This is a genomic window from Brevundimonas sp., assembly GCF_036677305.1.
In the GTDB taxonomy this organism is placed as follows: Bacteria; Pseudomonadota; Alphaproteobacteria; order Caulobacterales; family Caulobacteraceae; genus Brevundimonas.
In genome coordinates this window covers 1-15,125 of sequence record NZ_JAKFEB010000075.1, presented here as the reverse complement: position 1 = coordinate 15,125, position 15,125 = coordinate 1, and the positions used below count along the sequence as shown (strand labels likewise).

The following is a 15,125-nucleotide window of genomic DNA, read 5'->3' as shown; positions in this document are numbered from 1 at the left end:
ACCCGCACGGCCGCCCGTCCGCCCGCCCGCCGTCCGGCGGCCCGTCCCGCCGCCCGTCCGCCCGCGCCTGCTCCGGCGCAGGCCGAACCGGCGGGCGAACGCCCGTATCAGCCTTCCGACGCCGCAACGGCCCCGGCCTCGACACCCGCCGCGCCCCGGCAGTCGGTCCAGTAGCCGCCCTCACGCCGGGCAAGAAAAAGGGCCGCATCCTCGCCGGATGCGGCCCTCGTTCGTTCGGACAGGCGTGAGGCCTAGTCGATGTCCTCGTTCAGCAGGCCGACCTGGGTGAAGCCCGAACCGTAGAGGCCGTTCATCACCCCCATGAACTGGTCGTACCGCGTGTCCGGTTCGGCCCTGACGAAGACGCGCTCCGACCGGCAGTCGCCGCCGCCCAGCGCCGCGCAGGTGTCTGCGGCCAGGGTCGCCAGGGAGGTTTCCCTGTCGGCGATGAACACCGCGCCGTTGTCCCGCACGGTGATGTAGACCGGATCGGCAGGCGCGACGTCGGCGACCGGCGGCGGCAGATCAAGCTTCAGCGACACGGTGGCCAGCGGCGCGGCGACCATGAAGATGATCAGCAGCACCAGCATGATGTCCACGAAGGGGGTGACATTGATGTCCGCGTTCTGGTGCGCGGCTCCGGTGTGACCGCCCGCTCCCGAAAGTCTGCTTCCCATGGTCGTTTCCTCCCTTGGTCCGCTCACGCGGACCCGTGAATGACCTGAGCAGTTCCCGCTCGCGTTGTGACTTATTCAAGGCACGAAAAAGGGCCGCATCCTCGCCGGATGCGGCCCTCGTTCGTTCGGACAGGCGTGAGGCCTAGTCGATGTCTTCGTTCAGCAGGCCGACCTTGTAGAAGCCCTGCTCCTGGAGGGCGTTCATGACCTCCATGAACTGGTCGTACTTCACTTCCGGCTGGGCGCGGACGAAGACGCGCTCTTCCTTGCAGCCCGGGTTGCCGCCGCCCAGGGCGGCGCAAACGTCGGCGACCAGGGTTTCGAGCGACGTCTGCTTCTCAGCGATGAAGATCGAGCCCGTGTCCTGGATGGTGATGTAGACCGGCTCCTTGATCTCGCCCGGAGGGGGCGGGGTCGCGGGCGGCAGGTCGAGGCGGATCGAAACGGTGGCCAGCGGCGCGGCCACCATGAAGATGATCAGCAGCACGAGCATGATGTCGACGAACGGCGTGACGTTGATGTCCGCGTTCTGCTCGATGGTCTTGCCGCCCTGACCACCGGGACCTGAAAGTTTGGCGCCCATGCTTCAGTGTCTCCATGAGGCTCGGCGCGATGGCGGCGAGCGCAAGCTATGACGTTCGGTTCGTCTCTTGGCGTTCCGCACCTCGCTTGTAAAGCGGCTTCGGGCCCCTTGAGGTTCCGAAGCGGGGCGATTGCGCAAAATACGCCCGTGAGGCGAGCCGATCAGCCCTTTGCAAGCTTGAGGAAACGATCCTTGAGCGCGCCGTCGGACTTGAAGACGCCAGTGAACCGGGTGGTGATGGTCGAAACGTGGCGATGGTGCACGCCCCGGGTCGTCATGCACTGGTGTTCCGCGTCGATCAGGATGGCCACGCCGGCCGGTTCGAGATGCGATTCGATGGCCGCCGCGATCTGGTTGGTCAGCACCTCCTGCGTCTGCAGGCGGCGCGAGAAGATCTCGACCACGCGCGCCAGCTTGGAAATGCCCACGACCTTCTCGTTGGGAATGTAGGCGACATAGGCCTTGCCGATGAAGGGGGCCATGTGGTGCTCGCAGTGGCTCTCCACCTCGATATCGCGCAGCAGGACCATGTCGTCATAGCCCTGGACGTCCTCGAAGGTGCGGCTCAGCTCCTTCTCGACGTCGGCGTCATAGCCGTCGAACCATTCGCCATAGGCGTCGACCACGCGGCGGGGCGTGTCGATCAGGCCGGGGCGGTCGGGATTGTCGCCGGCCCAGGCCAGCAGGGTGCGCACCGCCTCCAGCGCCTTCTCGCGCGAGGGGCGCGGGGCGGGGTCGTTGTCTCCGACCAGGACCGGCTTGACGGGGATGACGCTCATTCTCGATCTCGACGCTGTTCGCTTGTGCAGCAGGACGGCTATATGGGAGCGCAGGTGCGTCCTGCAAGAAAACTGAAAGCTACCACGTCACTATGCCGCTGACCCTGCACGACACCCTGCACCGCGAAAAGCGCGTGTTCACGCCGCGAAATCCGGACCGGGTGACCCTCTATGTCTGCGGCCCCACGGTCTATGACTACGCCCATATCGGCAATGCCCGGCCGCCGGTGGTGTTCGACGTGCTGGTCCGCCTTCTGCGCCGCGAATATGGCGCGGACAGGGTGATCTACGCCCGCAACGTCACCGACGTGGACGACAAGATCAACGCCAAGGCCGCAAAGGAGGGCACGCCGATTGGCGAGGTCACCGCCCGCTACGAGGCCGCCTATCTGGAGGATATGGGCCGGCTGAACGTCTCGCCGCCGGACATCGCGCCCCACGTCACCGACCACATGGACGCCATCGTCAAACAGATCGGCGCGATCATGGATCACGGCTGCGCCTACGCCGCCGAGGGCCATGTGCTGTTCGACGTCTCGTCCTACGGGACCTACGGCAAGCTGTCGGGCCGGAACCTGGACGACATGATCGCCGGCGCCCGGGTCGAGGTCGCGCCCTACAAGAAGAATCCGCACGACTTCGTGCTGTGGAAGCCGTCGAAGGAGGGTGAGCCGTCGTGGCCGTCGCCCTGGGGCGAGGGGCGTCCGGGCTGGCATATCGAATGCTCGGCCATGATCGAGGAGACGCTGGGCCTGCCGATCGACATCCACGGCGGCGGCATCGATCTGGTGTTTCCGCACCACGAGAACGAGATCGCCCAGGGCGTCTGCGCCCACGGCCACGCCCATGAGCCGGCCGCCCACGCTGAATACAGCCGCTACTGGATGCACAACGGCTTCCTGACCGTCGACGCGGAGAAGATGTCCAAGTCGATCGGCAACGTCCTGCTGCTGCACGATCTGGTGCAGAACATCCCGGGCGAGGTGGTCCGCTGGGCCCTGCTGAGCGCCCACTACCGCCAGCCGCTGGACTGGAACCAGTCGCTGCTGGACCAGAGCCGCAAGGCGCTGGACCGGTTGTACGGCGCCCTGCACCGCGCCGCCTCGGTAGAGGCCAACGGCGACGAGCCGCCCGAGGACTTCCTCAAGGCCATCGAGGACGACATCAACACCCCGGGGGCCATGGCGACCCTGTTCGCCCTGTCCAGCGAGATCGAGCGCGCCATGACGGCGGGCGACATGGGCGTGGTCGCCCGCGCCAAGGGCGAACTCATCGCCGCCGCCGCCATCCTGGGCGTGCTTCAGGCCGATCCCGCCGGTTGGCTGGAAGGCGAGGTCTCCGACGACCTGCGCACCGAGGTCGAGGCTCTGCTGGAACAGCGGGCCGCCGCCCGCGCGGGCAAGGACTGGACCGAGGCCGACCGCATCCGCGACCGGCTGAACGCCCTGAACGTCGTCGTCATGGACGGCCCCGCAGGCGCGACCTGGCGGGTGAAGGGCTAGTCATCCGTCTCCTCCCTGTTCGCGCAGCGAACGGGGAGGGGGACCGCGAAGCGGTGGAGGGGCGCCGAACCGCGCTCCCTGCGTCTACCCCTCCGCCCCCGCGCGAAGGGCGCGGCGGTCCCCCTCCCCATCGCCTCCGGCGACAGGGAGGAGACAGTTCTATGTGATCCGCTTGGCCGAGACCGGATCGCTGGCGGGGAAGGTCTCTTCCAGGCCCTCGTCCAGCAGGGCCTCCTGCCGATCTTCCGAATCCCGTTCCGCTTCGCAGAGCTGGTCGGGCTTGCCTTCCTCCCGGGGCGCCTTGCGGGCATGCGGGACGTCGTCGGCGGGGGCCTGCTGATGGTCGGGTCTGTAGGGTTGAGTGGTCATGGCCGCCCTCCTTATTCCTTGGGGTGATCTTCGTCGCCGTCGGGGCCGTAGCCCAGGCCGGCGATGTCGTCGTCTGACAGGGTCTTGGCTTCCCAATGGGCGGCGCTGGCCTGGGCCCCGCGGACGTTGCGCATGAGGCCGGTGTAGACCAGCTCCACCTCGTCGGGGCCGCGGCCGCCGGCGCTCTCGCCGTCGATTTCGGTCAGACGCTCGCCGTCGACGCCCAGCAGGGCGTCGGCCTCGGCCTCGATGCCCGCGGCGCCCTGGATCTCGTCCAGATCATCCTCGGCGTCCTCGTCGAACTCCTCCTCGTCGGCGTCGCCGTCGACCTGGGTCACGTCCAGAACGGGATCGGCCTCGTCCAGCAGGATGTCGCCGTCGCCCTCATCGTCGATGTGGGTTTCGTCGTAGGTTTCCGACTGTTCCTGATCGTCCGAGTAGTCGTCGCGTTCGGGCATGACGGGCCTCCCTGTTCGGGAGATCAACGCTGCTCAGCTACCCGGCGTTCCCCGTCTTCACGGCTTGATCCAGCGCCGCCCGGATGCGCTCGATGGCGCTTTCCCAGGCGTCGAAGCTGTCGCGGCGGAAATAGCGAAGGTGCGGATAGAACGGATATTTGTCGGTCGCCAGATAGTGCCAGTCGTCCGGCGCCGTGATCATCCAGGCCGCGCCGCCGACGGCGGCCGCCAGGTTGGTGCCGGCGATGCCCGGACCGATCACCACGTCCAGCGCGACCGACAGGGCCGCGACGTCCTCCAGATCGTCCTTGAGATTGATCGGCGGGGTCCAGATGGACACGCCCGCGGCCTCGGCCGCGGCGAGGTCTTCGGCGACATCGCCGCACTGCAGATTGACCATCACCGCGCCCGGCGTCTCCAGCACGGGCCGCCAACGTTCAAAGCTCGAGAAATAGCGCGCCCGCGATCCGGTCAGCACCAGACTCTTCCAGTGCAGTCCGACCTTCAGGCCGGGGCCCAGCTTCTCCAGTTCGGTCCGCCAATGGGCGACCTTGTCCGGATCGACCTTCAGATAGCCCCGGCGGTCCGGGAAGCGGTCGATGGACGGGCGATAGACGGCCAGCAGCGACGCCATCGGGATCCAGAAATCGACGCCATCCTCCAGTTCCTCGATGAAGGGGATGTAGCGCGTGATCCGGCCTTCCAGCTTGACCGCCTTGTGGGCCCCGAAGACCGCCTGCGGATAGGCGCGCTGGAACAGGCCCATCAGGCGGGGTTCGACGGCCACGAACACCTTGCCGTCGGGCCCGACCGCCTCGATGGCGTCGCCGATGCAGGTGCCGAACACCATTTCGTCGGCGATGCCCTGTTCGCCCACGATCAGCAGCCGCCTGCCGCGCACGTCCTGCGTCTTCGGGTCCCAGCGGGGAGCCTCGACGGCGACCCTCATGGCTTCCGGGAGGTGCGGGTCGAGCCGCACCTCATAGGTCTCGAACCCTTCGGGAATACGGCCCAGGGTCATCAGCAGCAGGGCCCGCGCCATGGTCATCATGGCCCGCTCATAGGGGCTCTCCGCGCCGGGCAGGGCGGCGTCCAGGTCTTCCAGCGCGCCGAGGGCGTCGCCCAGCGGCTGGCGCGCGTTGGCGCGGTTGTAGCGGGCCTTGGCGAAGCCCGGATCATGCCGCAGCGCCTCCTCGAAGAAGGTCAGGGCGGTGGTCATGTCGCCCTGGTCGCTCAGCACCGTGCCGAGGGTGTTCCACAGCACCGGCGATTCGGGTTCGACCCCCAGGAGCGCGCGCAGGGTCTCGACGGCGTCGCCGTAGCGTTTCTGGTCCCGCTGCACGCAGGCCAGGTTGTTGGTCGCCTCGACGTGGCCGGGGTCGGCGGCCAGATATTTGAGCAGCAGCTTCTCGGCGATCTCCAGATAGCCCATCTGCTGGGCCAGCCGGCCGAGGTCATGGGCGACATCGGTCTCGTTCGGCAGCAGTTTCAGCGCCGCCTCATAGGCCATCAGGGCCTGACCCAGATCTCCTGACTTCTCGCGGCAGATGGCCAGGATATGCCAGGCCAGACCGCTGGTTTCGTCGATCTTCAACGCATCCAGGGCGCGCCGGGCCCCGAGGGCGAAGTCGCCGCCGCGAACGGCCATCAGGGCCGCCTTCAGCTTTTCCAGCGACTTGCGCTGGGCCTTCACCGCCAGTTTCGGATTGGCCAGCTGGTGCGACAGTTTGCGGATGGCCTCCGGCGAGGCGGAGTCGCCGGCCGTGCCCTGCGCGGCCAGCTGCGGGGCGTGGACGAATTCTGGAGCCAGATCGGCTGCGGACATGGATCGATCCTGATGGTGTTCCGGCAGGATCGCCGCCGGTTTCACAAGACATGGTTAACCACGACTGTTTAGCGTGCGTTCGTTCCCGGCTTCCTAACGTCGCCGCGGGCCGGTCAGGAGATGCCCCCGAAAATGCCGCTCAAGCTGTCGCTCAAACCCGGCGAGAAATTCGTGCTGAACGGCGCGGTGGTCCAGAACGGCGACCGCCGGGGCGTGCTGATTCTCCAGAACAAGGCTTCGGTGCTGCGCGAGAAGGACATCCTCCAGCCCGAGGACGTCAACAGCCCGGCCACCCGCGTCTATTTCCCGGTCATGATGATGTACCTGGACGAGACCTCGGCCCCCAAGGTCTATGACGAGTTCGCCCTGCGTCTGAGCGAGTTCATGAGCGCCACGCGCAACCCGCAGGTTCTGGCGGATTGCGTGGCGGCGTCGCGCCACGTCATGGCGCGCGAATACTACAAGGCCCTGATGGCGGCGCGAAAACTGGTTGATTACGAGGAGGGGCTGGCGAATGTCGCTGCAGGCTTACAAGACCGCAGCCACACGGGCTGAAAACCCGCGTGAGACGGAATACCGCCTGTTCGGGCAGGTGACCCGGGCGCTGATGCACGCCTCGACCGTGGACGCGAGCGACCTCGCCACCCGGATCGACGCCCTGGACTGGAACCGCCGGCTGTGGTCGGCGCTGGCGACCGACTGCGCCAATCCCGACAATGCGATGGACAAGGGTCTGCGGGCCCAGATCATCTCGATCAGCCTGTTCGTCAGCCGTCATTCCTCGGCCATCATGCGCGGCGAGGACGATTTCGAGGCCCTGATCGACATCAACAAGATGGTCATGCAGGGTCTGGCCGGGCCGGGCGCGTCCCAGGCCGCCTGAGCGCGGGACGGTAGGCAAGACGCGCCGCAAGGGGCCGGTCAGACCTGCCTGGCGTCCACGCGCTCAACATCTAAACCACTGAAAGAGTTCAGCTAGATTCGGCCCGGAGACCGGCCCGATCCTTGCGTGGACGTGCGCGAACCAGAACTGGTTCGACGGCCAGAAGGCCGTTCTTCACCCGACCAGAATGGAAGGACAGCCGATGGTTATGTCGGTCAACACGAACACGGGCGCGCAAATTGCGCTCCAGAACCTGAATGCGACCAACGCCGCCCTGTCGGTGACGCAGAACCGGATCAACACCGGCAAATCTGTCGCCACCGCCAAGGACAACGGATCCATCTGGGCTATCGCCCAGGGGCAACGCGCCGATATCGGGGCGCTGGGCGCTGTGAAACAGTCGCTCGATCGGGGCATCGCCGCGGTCGATGTGGCTCTGGCGGCGGGCGAGACGGTCTCCGACCTCTTGCTCCAACTGAAGGAGAAGGCACTCGCGGCGAAGGATGCGTCGCTCACGACGTCCGCCCGCGCGGCGCTGAACGAGGATTTCAAGGCCCTTCGCGACCAGATCGCCACGGTCACCGCCAATGCCGATTTCAACGGGGTCAACCTGCTGAAGACGGGAGCGACGGGGTTCCAGGCTCTGGCCAATGTGACGGGCTCCGCCAACCTCACGGTCGGCGGCGAAGTCCTGGCTCTGGGCAGCACGAATGTGACGATCGCGAGCACGATGCAGATCGACACCCTGACCAAGGCGACGACCGCCCTCACGGCGGTCAACACCTCCATCGACAGGGTCTCGGGCGCGCTCGCGCGGCTGGGCACCAAGTCGAAGGCGCTCTCGACCCACCTGACGTTCGTCGGCAAGCTGTCGGACGCGCTGGAGGCGGGGGTTGGCAATCTGGTCGACGCCGATCTGGCGAAGGAAAGCGCCAAGCTCCAGGCTCTGCAGACAAAGCAGCAGCTGGGAGTGCAGGCTCTGGGCATCGCCAATCAGACGCCGCAGCTGGTGCTGTCGCTGTTCCGCAGCTGACCGTTTCAGGTTCGAACAAACGCCGGAGGGGGAGACCCTTCCGGCGTTTCGTCGTTCAGAACAGGCCGGTGAACCAGGCCCAGGCGTTGGGCAGGAGGCCCTGCGCCCACTCCCAGACCGGCAGGAGGAAGGGCGAGACCCAGGTCCAGGCGAGCCAGACCACCAGACCGGCCACGCAGATCAGCCCCACGGCGCTCCAGGCGATGACGATGGCCAGGCCGTCCCGCTGCATCAGGCCGAAGCCGAAGGTGGCGATGATCAGGGCCGGGATCAGGTTGCCGCCCCAGATCGGCAGGATCAGGATGAAGGCGAGCAGGAAGGTGACGATGCCGATCAGGACCTCGGAGACCTCGCTGGTCATGATCGAGAGCCGCGGTCGCGACAGCCGTTCGACCTTCCGCAATCGCGGCAGCACCGACTCCAGGCCCGAGCGGTAGGCCTCCCGGTCGATGCTGCGCTTCAGGGCCCAGCGGGGCAGCCACAGCTGGTCCTGCCGAATCGTCAGCTGCAGCCCCATCAGCAGCAGGGGCGCGCCCAGGATCGTGGTCGTGCCCGGGATGATGCCGATGGCGACGTTCATCAGGCCGAAGAACAGCATCAGGGCGCCGAAGCCCCGCTCCCCGAAGGCGTTCACCAGTTCGCCGAGGTACAGTTTGGGGTCGTCCTTGGCGCCGATATCCTCCAACACCCGCGAAAACGGCCGGGTGTCGTTCTGATAGTCGTAGTCGGGCATCGGCGGTGTCCGGCGGAGGTTGTCCGATCTAGGCACGACGGTAGAGCCGCGCCACTTAACAATCGTCAATCCTGGACCGGCGGCCGGACGTGTCGCGCGCACCGGCGTCAGTGCTTCACGTGTTCGGGCTTGCCCTTGCGCCGGGTGTGGGCGAATTCCTCGAGCTGTTTCTCGCTCATCGACATCATCGATTTCGACGCGCCCTTCAGCTCGGACTTCGGCGTGTCGCCGCGCTTGGCCGACAGGGCGGCGCCGGCGGCCTTCTGCTGGGCGGCGGATTTGGCAGGCATGTCGGGTCCCTCTTCGCGCCCCCGCGACAGGAACCCGCTTCCCGGGCCGGATGTTCCCGTCAGAACGCGATGCAGGCGGGGCGTTGCACCAGCATGACGGCCTCCTGCCGGAAGCGGCGCCTGTAGGCTTCGCGGACGGCGTCGAGATGCGCCCGGTCGTCCGCCCCGCCGGGCAGCACGATCACCAGAACCTTTGACGCCTCGCGCTGGATGCTTCCGGACTCGCGGCTGCGCCACTGGCCGGCGGCGTCGATGACGGTCAGGCCGTCGGGGAAGCGCGGCGTCACCTCCTCGTCGAGGAAGGCGCGCCAGTCGGCGTCCGTCACCCCCGGCCGGTCGCCGATATTGCGGCCGAAATAGAGTTCGGCCGTGGTCCCTGCCTGCGAGCCCGGCGCACAGGCGACGCCGCCCTCGACCGTCGCGCACGCCGACAGGGCGAGCAGGACGGCGAGGGCGCCGACGGTCCTCACGACCCCAGCAGCTCCCGCCCGATCAGGAAGCGGCGGATCTCGTTGGTGCCGGCGCCGATGTCGTACAGCTTGGCGTCGCGGACCAGCCGTTCGACCGGCCATTCCTTGGTGTAGCCGGCGCCGCCGAGGGCCTGCACCGCCTCGAGACTGACCTTCACGGCGTTCTCGGACGCCAGCAGGATGGCGCCCGCCGCGTCGTAGCGGGTGGTCTTGCCGGCGTCGCAGGCGCGGGCCACGGCGTAGACATAGGTCCGGGCCGAGTTCAGGGCCACGTACATGTCGGCGACCTTGGCCTGCATGAGCTGGAAGCTGCCGATCGCCTTGCCGAACTGCTTGCGCTCGCGGACGTAGGGCAGGACCACGTCCAGCGCCGCCTGCATGATGCCCAGCGGGCCCGCCGACAGCACCGCACGCTCATAGTCCAGGCCGCTCATCAGCACGCCGGCGCCGCCGCCGACCGGGCCCATGACGTTCTCTTCCGGGACCTCGCAGTCCTCGAACACCAGTTCGGCGGTGTCCGAGCCGCGCATGCCCATCTTGTCCAGCTTCTTCGAGACGCTGAAGCCCTTCATGCCGCGCTCGATCAGGAAGGCGGTGACCCCGCCGTTGCCCTCGCCGGTGCGGGCGTAGACCACCAGGGTGTCGGCCGACGGGGCGTTGGTGATCCAGAATTTGGTGCCGTTCAGGACGTAGCGGTCGCCGGTCTTCACGGCCTGCGTCCGCATCGACATGACGTCGGAGCCCGATCCGGCCTCGGACATGGCCAGCGAGCCGACGTGCTCGCCCGAGATCAGCCTGGGCAGATATTTGCGCTTCTGCTCGTCCGTGCCCCAGCGGCGGATCTGGTTGACGCACAGGTTGGAGTGGGCGCCGTAGCTCAGGCCGATCGAGGCCGAGGCGCGGGACACCTCCTCCATCGCCACCACATGCTCGAGGTAGCCGAGGCCGAGGCCGCCGTACTCTTCCTCCACCGTGATGCCGTGCAGGCCCAGCTCGCCCATCTCGGGCCAGAGCTCGCGGCGGAACTCGTTCTTCTCGTCGATCTCGGCGGCCAGCGGGGCCAGACGGTCGGTGGCCCAGCGGGCGGTGGTCTCGCGGATCATGTCGGCGTTCTCGCCGAGGCCGAAATCCATGGATTGGGGGGCGTTGGGAATGCTCATGAGCGCGGGGGTAGCACCGCGCGCGGCCGCCGGAAAGTCAGTCCGGCTTGCCCCAGCGGACGTACAGGTTCCACGACGACACGCCGACGCAGAGCACGCCGATCAGGGCCAGGGCCCAGGCGATGACGCTGGTCTCGCCCATGGGCGAGGGCTGTTCGACCGCGAGGCGGAAGGCGGCGGCCGAGGCCCCGCAGGCGGCCAGGCCCACGCCGCCCATGATCAGGAAGGCGCCGGTGTCGGCCCAGTCGAAGCGGCGCGGCCGGGCCGGCTCCACCTCGTGGCGAAGGACAGGCGCGGTCGGCTCGTCGTCGAACAGCACGGTTCCGTCCGCGGTCGCCGGCGTCTCGCGCAACGCATCGGGCCAGACGGGCCGTTCGACGGCGACCACGTCGGCTTCCGTCAGGGGCGTCAGGACCAGCGGCTGGTCGAGGTCCGGGAAGGGCGACGGGCCGGGCGGCGGTGAAACCAGCGGGATGACGGGCGTCGGATCAACGGATCGGGATGCGGGGGCCGGAGCCGCCTCGGCTTCTGCGGCCGGGGCCCCATCCGCCCCGTCGGCGACGGGAGCGGCCGCCGTGGGCTGTTCGACGGGCGTCGCGGCGGGCGTCGCGGCTTCGAAACCGGGCAGGGGACCGATGATCGCGGCGGCATAGGGCGAATAGCGCTGCATGTGGCCGGCGCTGAAGGCGACCGGTCGGGGCGCGGGCTCGGCGACGGGAGCCGCAGCGGCGGTCTCGCCGGCGGCGTCCCGATCCGGCTCCGCCTCATCCAGCGGAGCGGTCACCGTTGCCGGCGTCTCCCCCAGAAGGGCGGCGACGGCGGCTGCCCGGGCCCCGGCTGAATCCGGCCCAGGTTCGACCGGCGCGGCCGTTGGCGCCGGCAGGGGCGCGGCCAGCAGATCTGCGAGGGTGACCGCCGAGCCCGGATCGGCGACGAACAGGGCGCGCTCGGCGGCGCGGCGGCGCAGACGGGCGTCGGGCGACGGCGTTTCCGGCCAGCCGATCAGGGCGTCGGCGGCCTGAACGGCCTCGCCCGCGTTCAGGCGCTGCAGCACGTCGGAGGCCAGGAACCGGTCGACCCCGACCGAGATGGCGAAACTGGCGAGGGCGTCGAACTGGTGCTGGTTCAGGCTGGCCGGCGCCCGTTCATTGAGAGCGCGCACCACCGGCAGCAGGTCGTACTGCAGCAGCAGCTCCGCATCCTGTTCGCCGACGGTCAGTCCCTCGCGCGCCGAGGCCGTGTGGCCGTAGCCGATGACCCAGCGCCCGTCGTCGGCCCGTACGGCGTGCGGCCGGAAGCCCTCGAAACTCTTGATGAGGACGACTCCCTCGCGGGAGACCTTCAGACGTGGCGTGGTCGCTTCGGACACGGATTGACCCAAATCGAGACGGGCTGGCTCGCCCGTTGGGAGAACCAGCAAGGGATGGGCCGATCAGATCAACACAAGCGTGGCGAGACCAAGGAAGATCAGGAATCCGAAGAAATCCGTCGTCGCCGTCACGAAAACCGCCGAGGACACGGCGGGGTCGAACTTCAGCTTGGACAGGGTCACGGGCGTCAGAACGCCGACCGTCGCGGCAACCAGCAGGTTCAGCACCATGGCCGCCGCGATGACGGCGCCGATCTTCCAGTCCTGGAACCACAGACCCGCGGCGGCGCCGATCAGCGGCGCGAGCACCAGTCCATTGGCGAACCCGACGACGAACTCGCGGCGGAAGGTCCGCGACGCATTGGAGCTGTTCAACTCGCGGGTCGCCAGCGCGCGCACCGTCACGGTCAGCGCCTGGGTGCCGGCATTGCCGCCGATGGCCGAAACGATGGGCAGAAGGATCACCAGGGCGACGACCTCCTTGATCGTGCCCTCGAACCACGAAATCACGATCGAGCCGAGCACCGCAGTGGCCAGGTTGATCGCCAGCCACGGCACGCGGCCGCGCACGATCTCGGACACGGACGAGCCCCGGTCCTCGTCGCGCACGCCGGCGAGTCGCAGGATGTCCTCGCGGTTCTCTTCCTGGATGATGTTGACGATGTCATCGACGGTGATCTGACCCACCAGCCGGCCTTCCGTGTCGACGACGGGGGCCGAGATCAGGTGGTATTTCTCGAAGATGTAGGCGACCTCTTCCTGGTCCTGATCGACGGTGATCTCGTTGATCGGCTCCATGATGTCGGTCAGGGCGATCGACCGCGCCGCGCGCAGCAGGCCGCTGACCGGCAGGCCGCCGACCGGCTTGTTCGACGGGTCGACGATGTAGATGTCGAAGAACAGCTCGGGCAGGTCCTCGCCCTGTTTGCGGATGTGGTCGATGGTGTCGCCGACGTTCCAGAACGAGGGCGCGGCCATGACCTCGCGCTGCATCAGGCGGCCGGCGGAGTCCTCTGCGTAGCGCAGCGAGCTTTCGATCGCGGCGCGGTCGACCTCGGGCATGGCCGCCAGCACCTTCTCGCGCTGGTCGTCCTCCAGATCCTCGACCACGGCGGCGGCGTCGTCGGAGTCCAGCTCCTGCAGGGCCTCGGCCAGGGTCAGGTGCGGGACGCGCTCCAGCACCTCCTCGCGGATGTTGTCGTCCAGCTCGGGCAGGGTCTCGGCCAGCAGGTCCGCCGGCAGCCACAGCACCACGACGGCGCGGTGCTCGGCCGTCAGGAAGCCCATCAGGTCGGCCACGTCGGCCGGGTGCAGGTCTTCCAGCAGGGAGCGGAGCTTGAGGCCGTCGCCGGCGTCGGAGGCGTCGACGACCTTTTCGACGAAGGCGGCCGTCAGGACGTAGTCCTCGTCGAGGGCGTCGTGATCGATGTCGTCGTCGAGGGAAGGCGGCAGGGGGGCTGTTGCGGTGCTGATCACGCTCGGCCTCCCCTGTTTTATATCAGCTCGATTCTAGCCGAGATTCGCCCTGTTGTTTCGATGGTGCGGTCGAGAAGACTCGAACTTCCACTCCGGTTAAGGAACAGCGACCTCAACGCTGCGCGTCTACCAATTCCGCCACGACCGCTCGCATCGGAGCGGGGCTGATAGCGGAGAGATGCGCGGAAGGGAAGGGGGAAGTGAGTGGCTAGTGGCTAGTGGCCAGTGGCTAGTTTTCTTGCGCTTTCGCCGAGGGGAGACTGGACGGGATTTCTGGCTTGCGGCCCAACCTGGCCACTAGCCACTAGCCACTCAGCTAAGCGGCGCCCGCCATGAAGTCGTACACATCCGCCGCCCGCGTCACGGTGATGGCGATGCGGTCCTCGCGGATTTCGATCTCGCCGCGGGCGACGGGATGGTTGTTGGCCAGAATCCAGACCTCGTCCGACTCGGAGGCGTCGAGCGGGATCACGGCCCCGCGGCCCATGCGGAGCAGTTGGCTCATGGGCAGCACGGAGCGCCCCAGGACGACCGAGATCTCGACTTCGACGGCTTCGATCTGGCTCATGGGGGACTCGGTTACTGACTTTGATGGCGCGGTCTGGTCTTGCATGGCGCTCCCGACCCCCACATTGGGTGCATCATGCTTTCCCAAGCCTTAAATTCCGCCCCTTCGAAACTGATCCGCGCCGACGGCCGTCCGGTCGAATGGGCGGCGTCCGAAGGCCTCGTCGGCTATGAGGCGGCGGTGGCGGCCATGGAGGCCCGTGCGGCGGCTATCGCGGCCGGCGAGGCGTCCGAGCTGGTCTGGCTGCTGGAGCATCCGCCGCTCTACACCGCCGGCGTTTCATCGAAGGACGACGACCTGCTGGATGCGGGGCGGTTCCCGGTGCACCGGACGGGGCGGGGCGGGCAGTACACCTATCACGGGCCGGGCCAGCGCGTGGCCTATGTGATGCTGGACCTCAATGCGCGCGGCAAGGACGTGCGGGCCTTCGTGCGCGGGCTGGAGCAGTGGATCATCGGCGCGCTGGGCGAGTTCGGCGTGCCGGCCGACGTGCGCGAGGGCCGGGTCGGGGTCTGGGTCGAGCGCAAGGGCCCGGGCTGGTCGCGCGAGGACAAAATCGCCGCCATCGGGGTCAAGGTGCGCAAATGGGTCAGCTTCCACGGCGTCAGCCTGAACGTGGAGCCGGACCTCGGCCATTTCGGCGGCATCGTGCCGTGCGGCATCGCCGGGCATGGCGTCACCAGCCTTGTCGACCTGGGCGTGCTCGCCACCATGGACGAGGCCGATGCGGCGCTGAAGACCAGCTTCGGACGGGTGTTCGGGGCGACGGCGGCGGGTGAGGCGCCGGTGGAAGGCGAGCGCTAGCGTTTGTCTACTAACTCCCGTCATTCCGGGTTCCGCTGCGCGGCCCCGGAATGACGGCGTGAACTAGTCCTCCGCCAGCACGATCACCCGGTCCTCAGGCTCGTACGAGAGCCGCTCCGATTTCGACGGATTGACCACGACCCCGC

Annotated in this window: 18 protein-coding genes and 1 tRNA gene; 5 read left to right on the top strand and 14 right to left on the bottom strand. The window is 67.9% G+C overall.

Features of this window, described 5'->3' with window-relative positions:
* Window positions 1–251: 251 nt before the first annotated feature.
* The 3 genes from V6M42_RS04500 to folE all read right to left on the bottom strand — a co-directional run bounded on the left by V6M42_RS04500 (window position 252) and on the right by folE (window position 2,039).
* Window positions 252–677, bottom strand: coding sequence for a biopolymer transporter ExbD (locus tag V6M42_RS04500; RefSeq protein WP_332677431.1), 426 nt, complete (start codon window positions 675–677; stop codon window positions 252–254).
* Window positions 678–819: 142 nt separating this feature from the next.
* Window positions 820–1,260, bottom strand: coding sequence for a biopolymer transporter ExbD (locus V6M42_RS04495; RefSeq protein WP_332660014.1), 441 nt, complete (start codon window positions 1,258–1,260; stop codon window positions 820–822).
* Between the two features lie 161 nt (window positions 1,261–1,421).
* The gene (gene folE / locus V6M42_RS04490; protein ID WP_332660015.1) at window positions 1,422–2,039 is read right to left on the bottom strand and encodes a GTP cyclohydrolase I FolE; all 618 of its coding nucleotides are present in this window, start codon (window positions 2,037–2,039) and stop codon (window positions 1,422–1,424) included.
* Between the two features lie 92 nt (window positions 2,040–2,131).
* Between folE and cysS the strand changes: the two genes are divergently transcribed.
* Window positions 2,132–3,541 (top strand): cysteine--tRNA ligase, encoded by a 1,410-nt coding sequence (gene cysS / locus V6M42_RS04485; RefSeq protein ID WP_332677429.1) that lies wholly within the window; start codon window positions 2,132–2,134, stop codon window positions 3,539–3,541.
* Between the two features lie 159 nt (window positions 3,542–3,700).
* Here cysS and V6M42_RS04480 read toward each other — a convergent pair whose 3' ends face one another.
* The 3 genes from V6M42_RS04480 to V6M42_RS04470 are packed head-to-tail and all read right to left on the bottom strand — an operon-like array spanning window position 3,701 to window position 6,193.
* The gene (locus V6M42_RS04480) at window positions 3,701–3,910 is read right to left on the bottom strand and encodes a hypothetical protein (protein ID WP_332677427.1); all 210 of its coding nucleotides are present in this window, start codon (window positions 3,908–3,910) and stop codon (window positions 3,701–3,703) included.
* 11 nt (window positions 3,911–3,921) lie between these two features.
* Window positions 3,922–4,368, bottom strand: coding sequence for a hypothetical protein (locus tag V6M42_RS04475; RefSeq protein WP_332660021.1), 447 nt, complete (start codon window positions 4,366–4,368; stop codon window positions 3,922–3,924).
* Window positions 4,369–4,405: 37 nt separating this feature from the next.
* Window positions 4,406–6,193: a tetratricopeptide repeat protein gene (locus tag V6M42_RS04470; protein WP_332677424.1), complete on the bottom strand. Its 1,788-nt coding sequence runs from the start codon at window positions 6,191–6,193 to the stop codon at window positions 4,406–4,408.
* Window positions 6,194–6,325: 132 nt separating this feature from the next.
* Between V6M42_RS04470 and flbT the strand changes: the two genes are divergently transcribed.
* The 3 genes from flbT (at window position 6,326) to V6M42_RS04455 (ending at window position 8,109) form a co-directional block, all read left to right on the top strand.
* Complete coding sequence (gene flbT / locus V6M42_RS04465; RefSeq protein ID WP_332660023.1) at window positions 6,326–6,748, top strand: flagellar biosynthesis repressor FlbT; 423 nt, start codon at window positions 6,326–6,328, stop codon at window positions 6,746–6,748.
* On the top strand, window positions 6,708–7,076 hold the full coding sequence (gene flaF / locus V6M42_RS04460; RefSeq protein ID WP_332660024.1) for a flagellar biosynthesis regulator FlaF: 369 nt from the start codon (window positions 6,708–6,710) through the stop codon (window positions 7,074–7,076). Before flbT ends, flaF begins: the two co-directional genes overlap by 41 nt.
* 202 nt (window positions 7,077–7,278) lie before the next feature.
* On the top strand, window positions 7,279–8,109 hold the full coding sequence (locus tag V6M42_RS04455) for a flagellin (RefSeq protein WP_332660025.1): 831 nt from the start codon (window positions 7,279–7,281) through the stop codon (window positions 8,107–8,109).
* Between the two features lie 55 nt (window positions 8,110–8,164).
* Here V6M42_RS04455 and V6M42_RS04450 read toward each other — a convergent pair whose 3' ends face one another.
* The 8 genes from V6M42_RS04450 to V6M42_RS04415 form a co-directional block, all read right to left on the bottom strand.
* Complete coding sequence (locus V6M42_RS04450) at window positions 8,165–8,842, bottom strand: exopolysaccharide biosynthesis protein (protein ID WP_332677422.1); 678 nt, start codon at window positions 8,840–8,842, stop codon at window positions 8,165–8,167.
* A gap of 107 nt (window positions 8,843–8,949) precedes the next feature.
* Window positions 8,950–9,132, bottom strand: coding sequence for a DUF3008 family protein (locus V6M42_RS04445; protein WP_332660028.1), 183 nt, complete (start codon window positions 9,130–9,132; stop codon window positions 8,950–8,952).
* A gap of 59 nt (window positions 9,133–9,191) precedes the next feature.
* Complete coding sequence (locus V6M42_RS04440; RefSeq protein WP_332677420.1) at window positions 9,192–9,602, bottom strand: DUF3574 domain-containing protein; 411 nt, start codon at window positions 9,600–9,602, stop codon at window positions 9,192–9,194.
* Window positions 9,599–10,762: an isovaleryl-CoA dehydrogenase gene (locus tag V6M42_RS04435; RefSeq protein WP_332677418.1), complete on the bottom strand. Its 1,164-nt coding sequence runs from the start codon at window positions 10,760–10,762 to the stop codon at window positions 9,599–9,601. Before V6M42_RS04435 ends, V6M42_RS04440 begins: the two co-directional genes overlap by 4 nt.
* A 37-nt stretch (window positions 10,763–10,799) precedes the next feature.
* The gene (locus V6M42_RS04430; RefSeq protein ID WP_332677416.1) at window positions 10,800–12,131 is read right to left on the bottom strand and encodes a lysozyme; all 1,332 of its coding nucleotides are present in this window, start codon (window positions 12,129–12,131) and stop codon (window positions 10,800–10,802) included.
* Window positions 12,132–12,194: 63 nt separating this feature from the next.
* On the bottom strand, window positions 12,195–13,604 hold the full coding sequence (gene mgtE / locus V6M42_RS04425) for a magnesium transporter (RefSeq protein ID WP_442880924.1): 1,410 nt from the start codon (window positions 13,602–13,604) through the stop codon (window positions 12,195–12,197).
* A 64-nt stretch (window positions 13,605–13,668) separates the two neighbouring features.
* A tRNA-Leu gene (locus V6M42_RS04420) sits at window positions 13,669–13,755 on the bottom strand.
* A 168-nt stretch (window positions 13,756–13,923) separates the two neighbouring features.
* Window positions 13,924–14,220: a FliM/FliN family flagellar motor switch protein gene (locus tag V6M42_RS04415; protein ID WP_332658656.1), complete on the bottom strand. Its 297-nt coding sequence runs from the start codon at window positions 14,218–14,220 to the stop codon at window positions 13,924–13,926.
* Between the two features lie 30 nt (window positions 14,221–14,250).
* On the opposite strand from V6M42_RS04415, the gene lipB reads away from it, so the two are divergent.
* Complete coding sequence (lipB, locus tag V6M42_RS04410; RefSeq protein ID WP_332677414.1) at window positions 14,251–14,979, top strand: lipoyl(octanoyl) transferase LipB; 729 nt, start codon at window positions 14,251–14,253, stop codon at window positions 14,977–14,979.
* Window positions 14,980–15,125: the final 146 nt, after the last annotated feature.

What these genes read in the sequence shown, in the direction of transcription:
- V6M42_RS04470 (WP_332677424.1), bottom strand. Translation starts at nt 6,193, where the DNA reads ATGTCCGCAGCCGATCTGGCTCCAGAATTCGTCCACGCCCCGCAGCTG.
- cysS (WP_332677429.1), top strand. Translation starts at nt 2,132, where the DNA reads ATGCCGCTGACCCTGCACGACACCCTGCACCGCGAAAAGCGCGTGTTC.
- flbT (WP_332660023.1), top strand. Translation starts at nt 6,326, where the DNA reads ATGCCGCTCAAGCTGTCGCTCAAACCCGGCGAGAAATTCGTGCTGAAC.
- V6M42_RS04500 (WP_332677431.1), bottom strand. Translation starts at nt 677, where the DNA reads ATGGGAAGCAGACTTTCGGGAGCGGGCGGTCACACCGGAGCCGCGCAC.
- V6M42_RS04455 (WP_332660025.1), top strand. Translation starts at nt 7,279, where the DNA reads ATGGTTATGTCGGTCAACACGAACACGGGCGCGCAAATTGCGCTCCAG.
- V6M42_RS04475 (WP_332660021.1), bottom strand. Translation starts at nt 4,368, where the DNA reads ATGCCCGAACGCGACGACTACTCGGACGATCAGGAACAGTCGGAAACC.
- V6M42_RS04450 (WP_332677422.1), bottom strand. Translation starts at nt 8,842, where the DNA reads ATGCCCGACTACGACTATCAGAACGACACCCGGCCGTTTTCGCGGGTG.
- V6M42_RS04415 (WP_332658656.1), bottom strand. Translation starts at nt 14,220, where the DNA reads ATGCAAGACCAGACCGCGCCATCAAAGTCAGTAACCGAGTCCCCCATG.
- V6M42_RS04445 (WP_332660028.1), bottom strand. Translation starts at nt 9,132, where the DNA reads ATGCCTGCCAAATCCGCCGCCCAGCAGAAGGCCGCCGGCGCCGCCCTG.
- folE (WP_332660015.1), bottom strand. Translation starts at nt 2,039, where the DNA reads ATGAGCGTCATCCCCGTCAAGCCGGTCCTGGTCGGAGACAACGACCCC.
- V6M42_RS04480 (WP_332677427.1), bottom strand. Translation starts at nt 3,910, where the DNA reads ATGACCACTCAACCCTACAGACCCGACCATCAGCAGGCCCCCGCCGAC.
- V6M42_RS04435 (WP_332677418.1), bottom strand. Translation starts at nt 10,762, where the DNA reads ATGAGCATTCCCAACGCCCCCCAATCCATGGATTTCGGCCTCGGCGAG.
- V6M42_RS04495 (WP_332660014.1), bottom strand. Translation starts at nt 1,260, where the DNA reads ATGGGCGCCAAACTTTCAGGTCCCGGTGGTCAGGGCGGCAAGACCATC.
- lipB (WP_332677414.1), top strand. Translation starts at nt 14,251, where the DNA reads ATGCTTTCCCAAGCCTTAAATTCCGCCCCTTCGAAACTGATCCGCGCC.
- flaF (WP_332660024.1), top strand. Translation starts at nt 6,708, where the DNA reads ATGTCGCTGCAGGCTTACAAGACCGCAGCCACACGGGCTGAAAACCCG.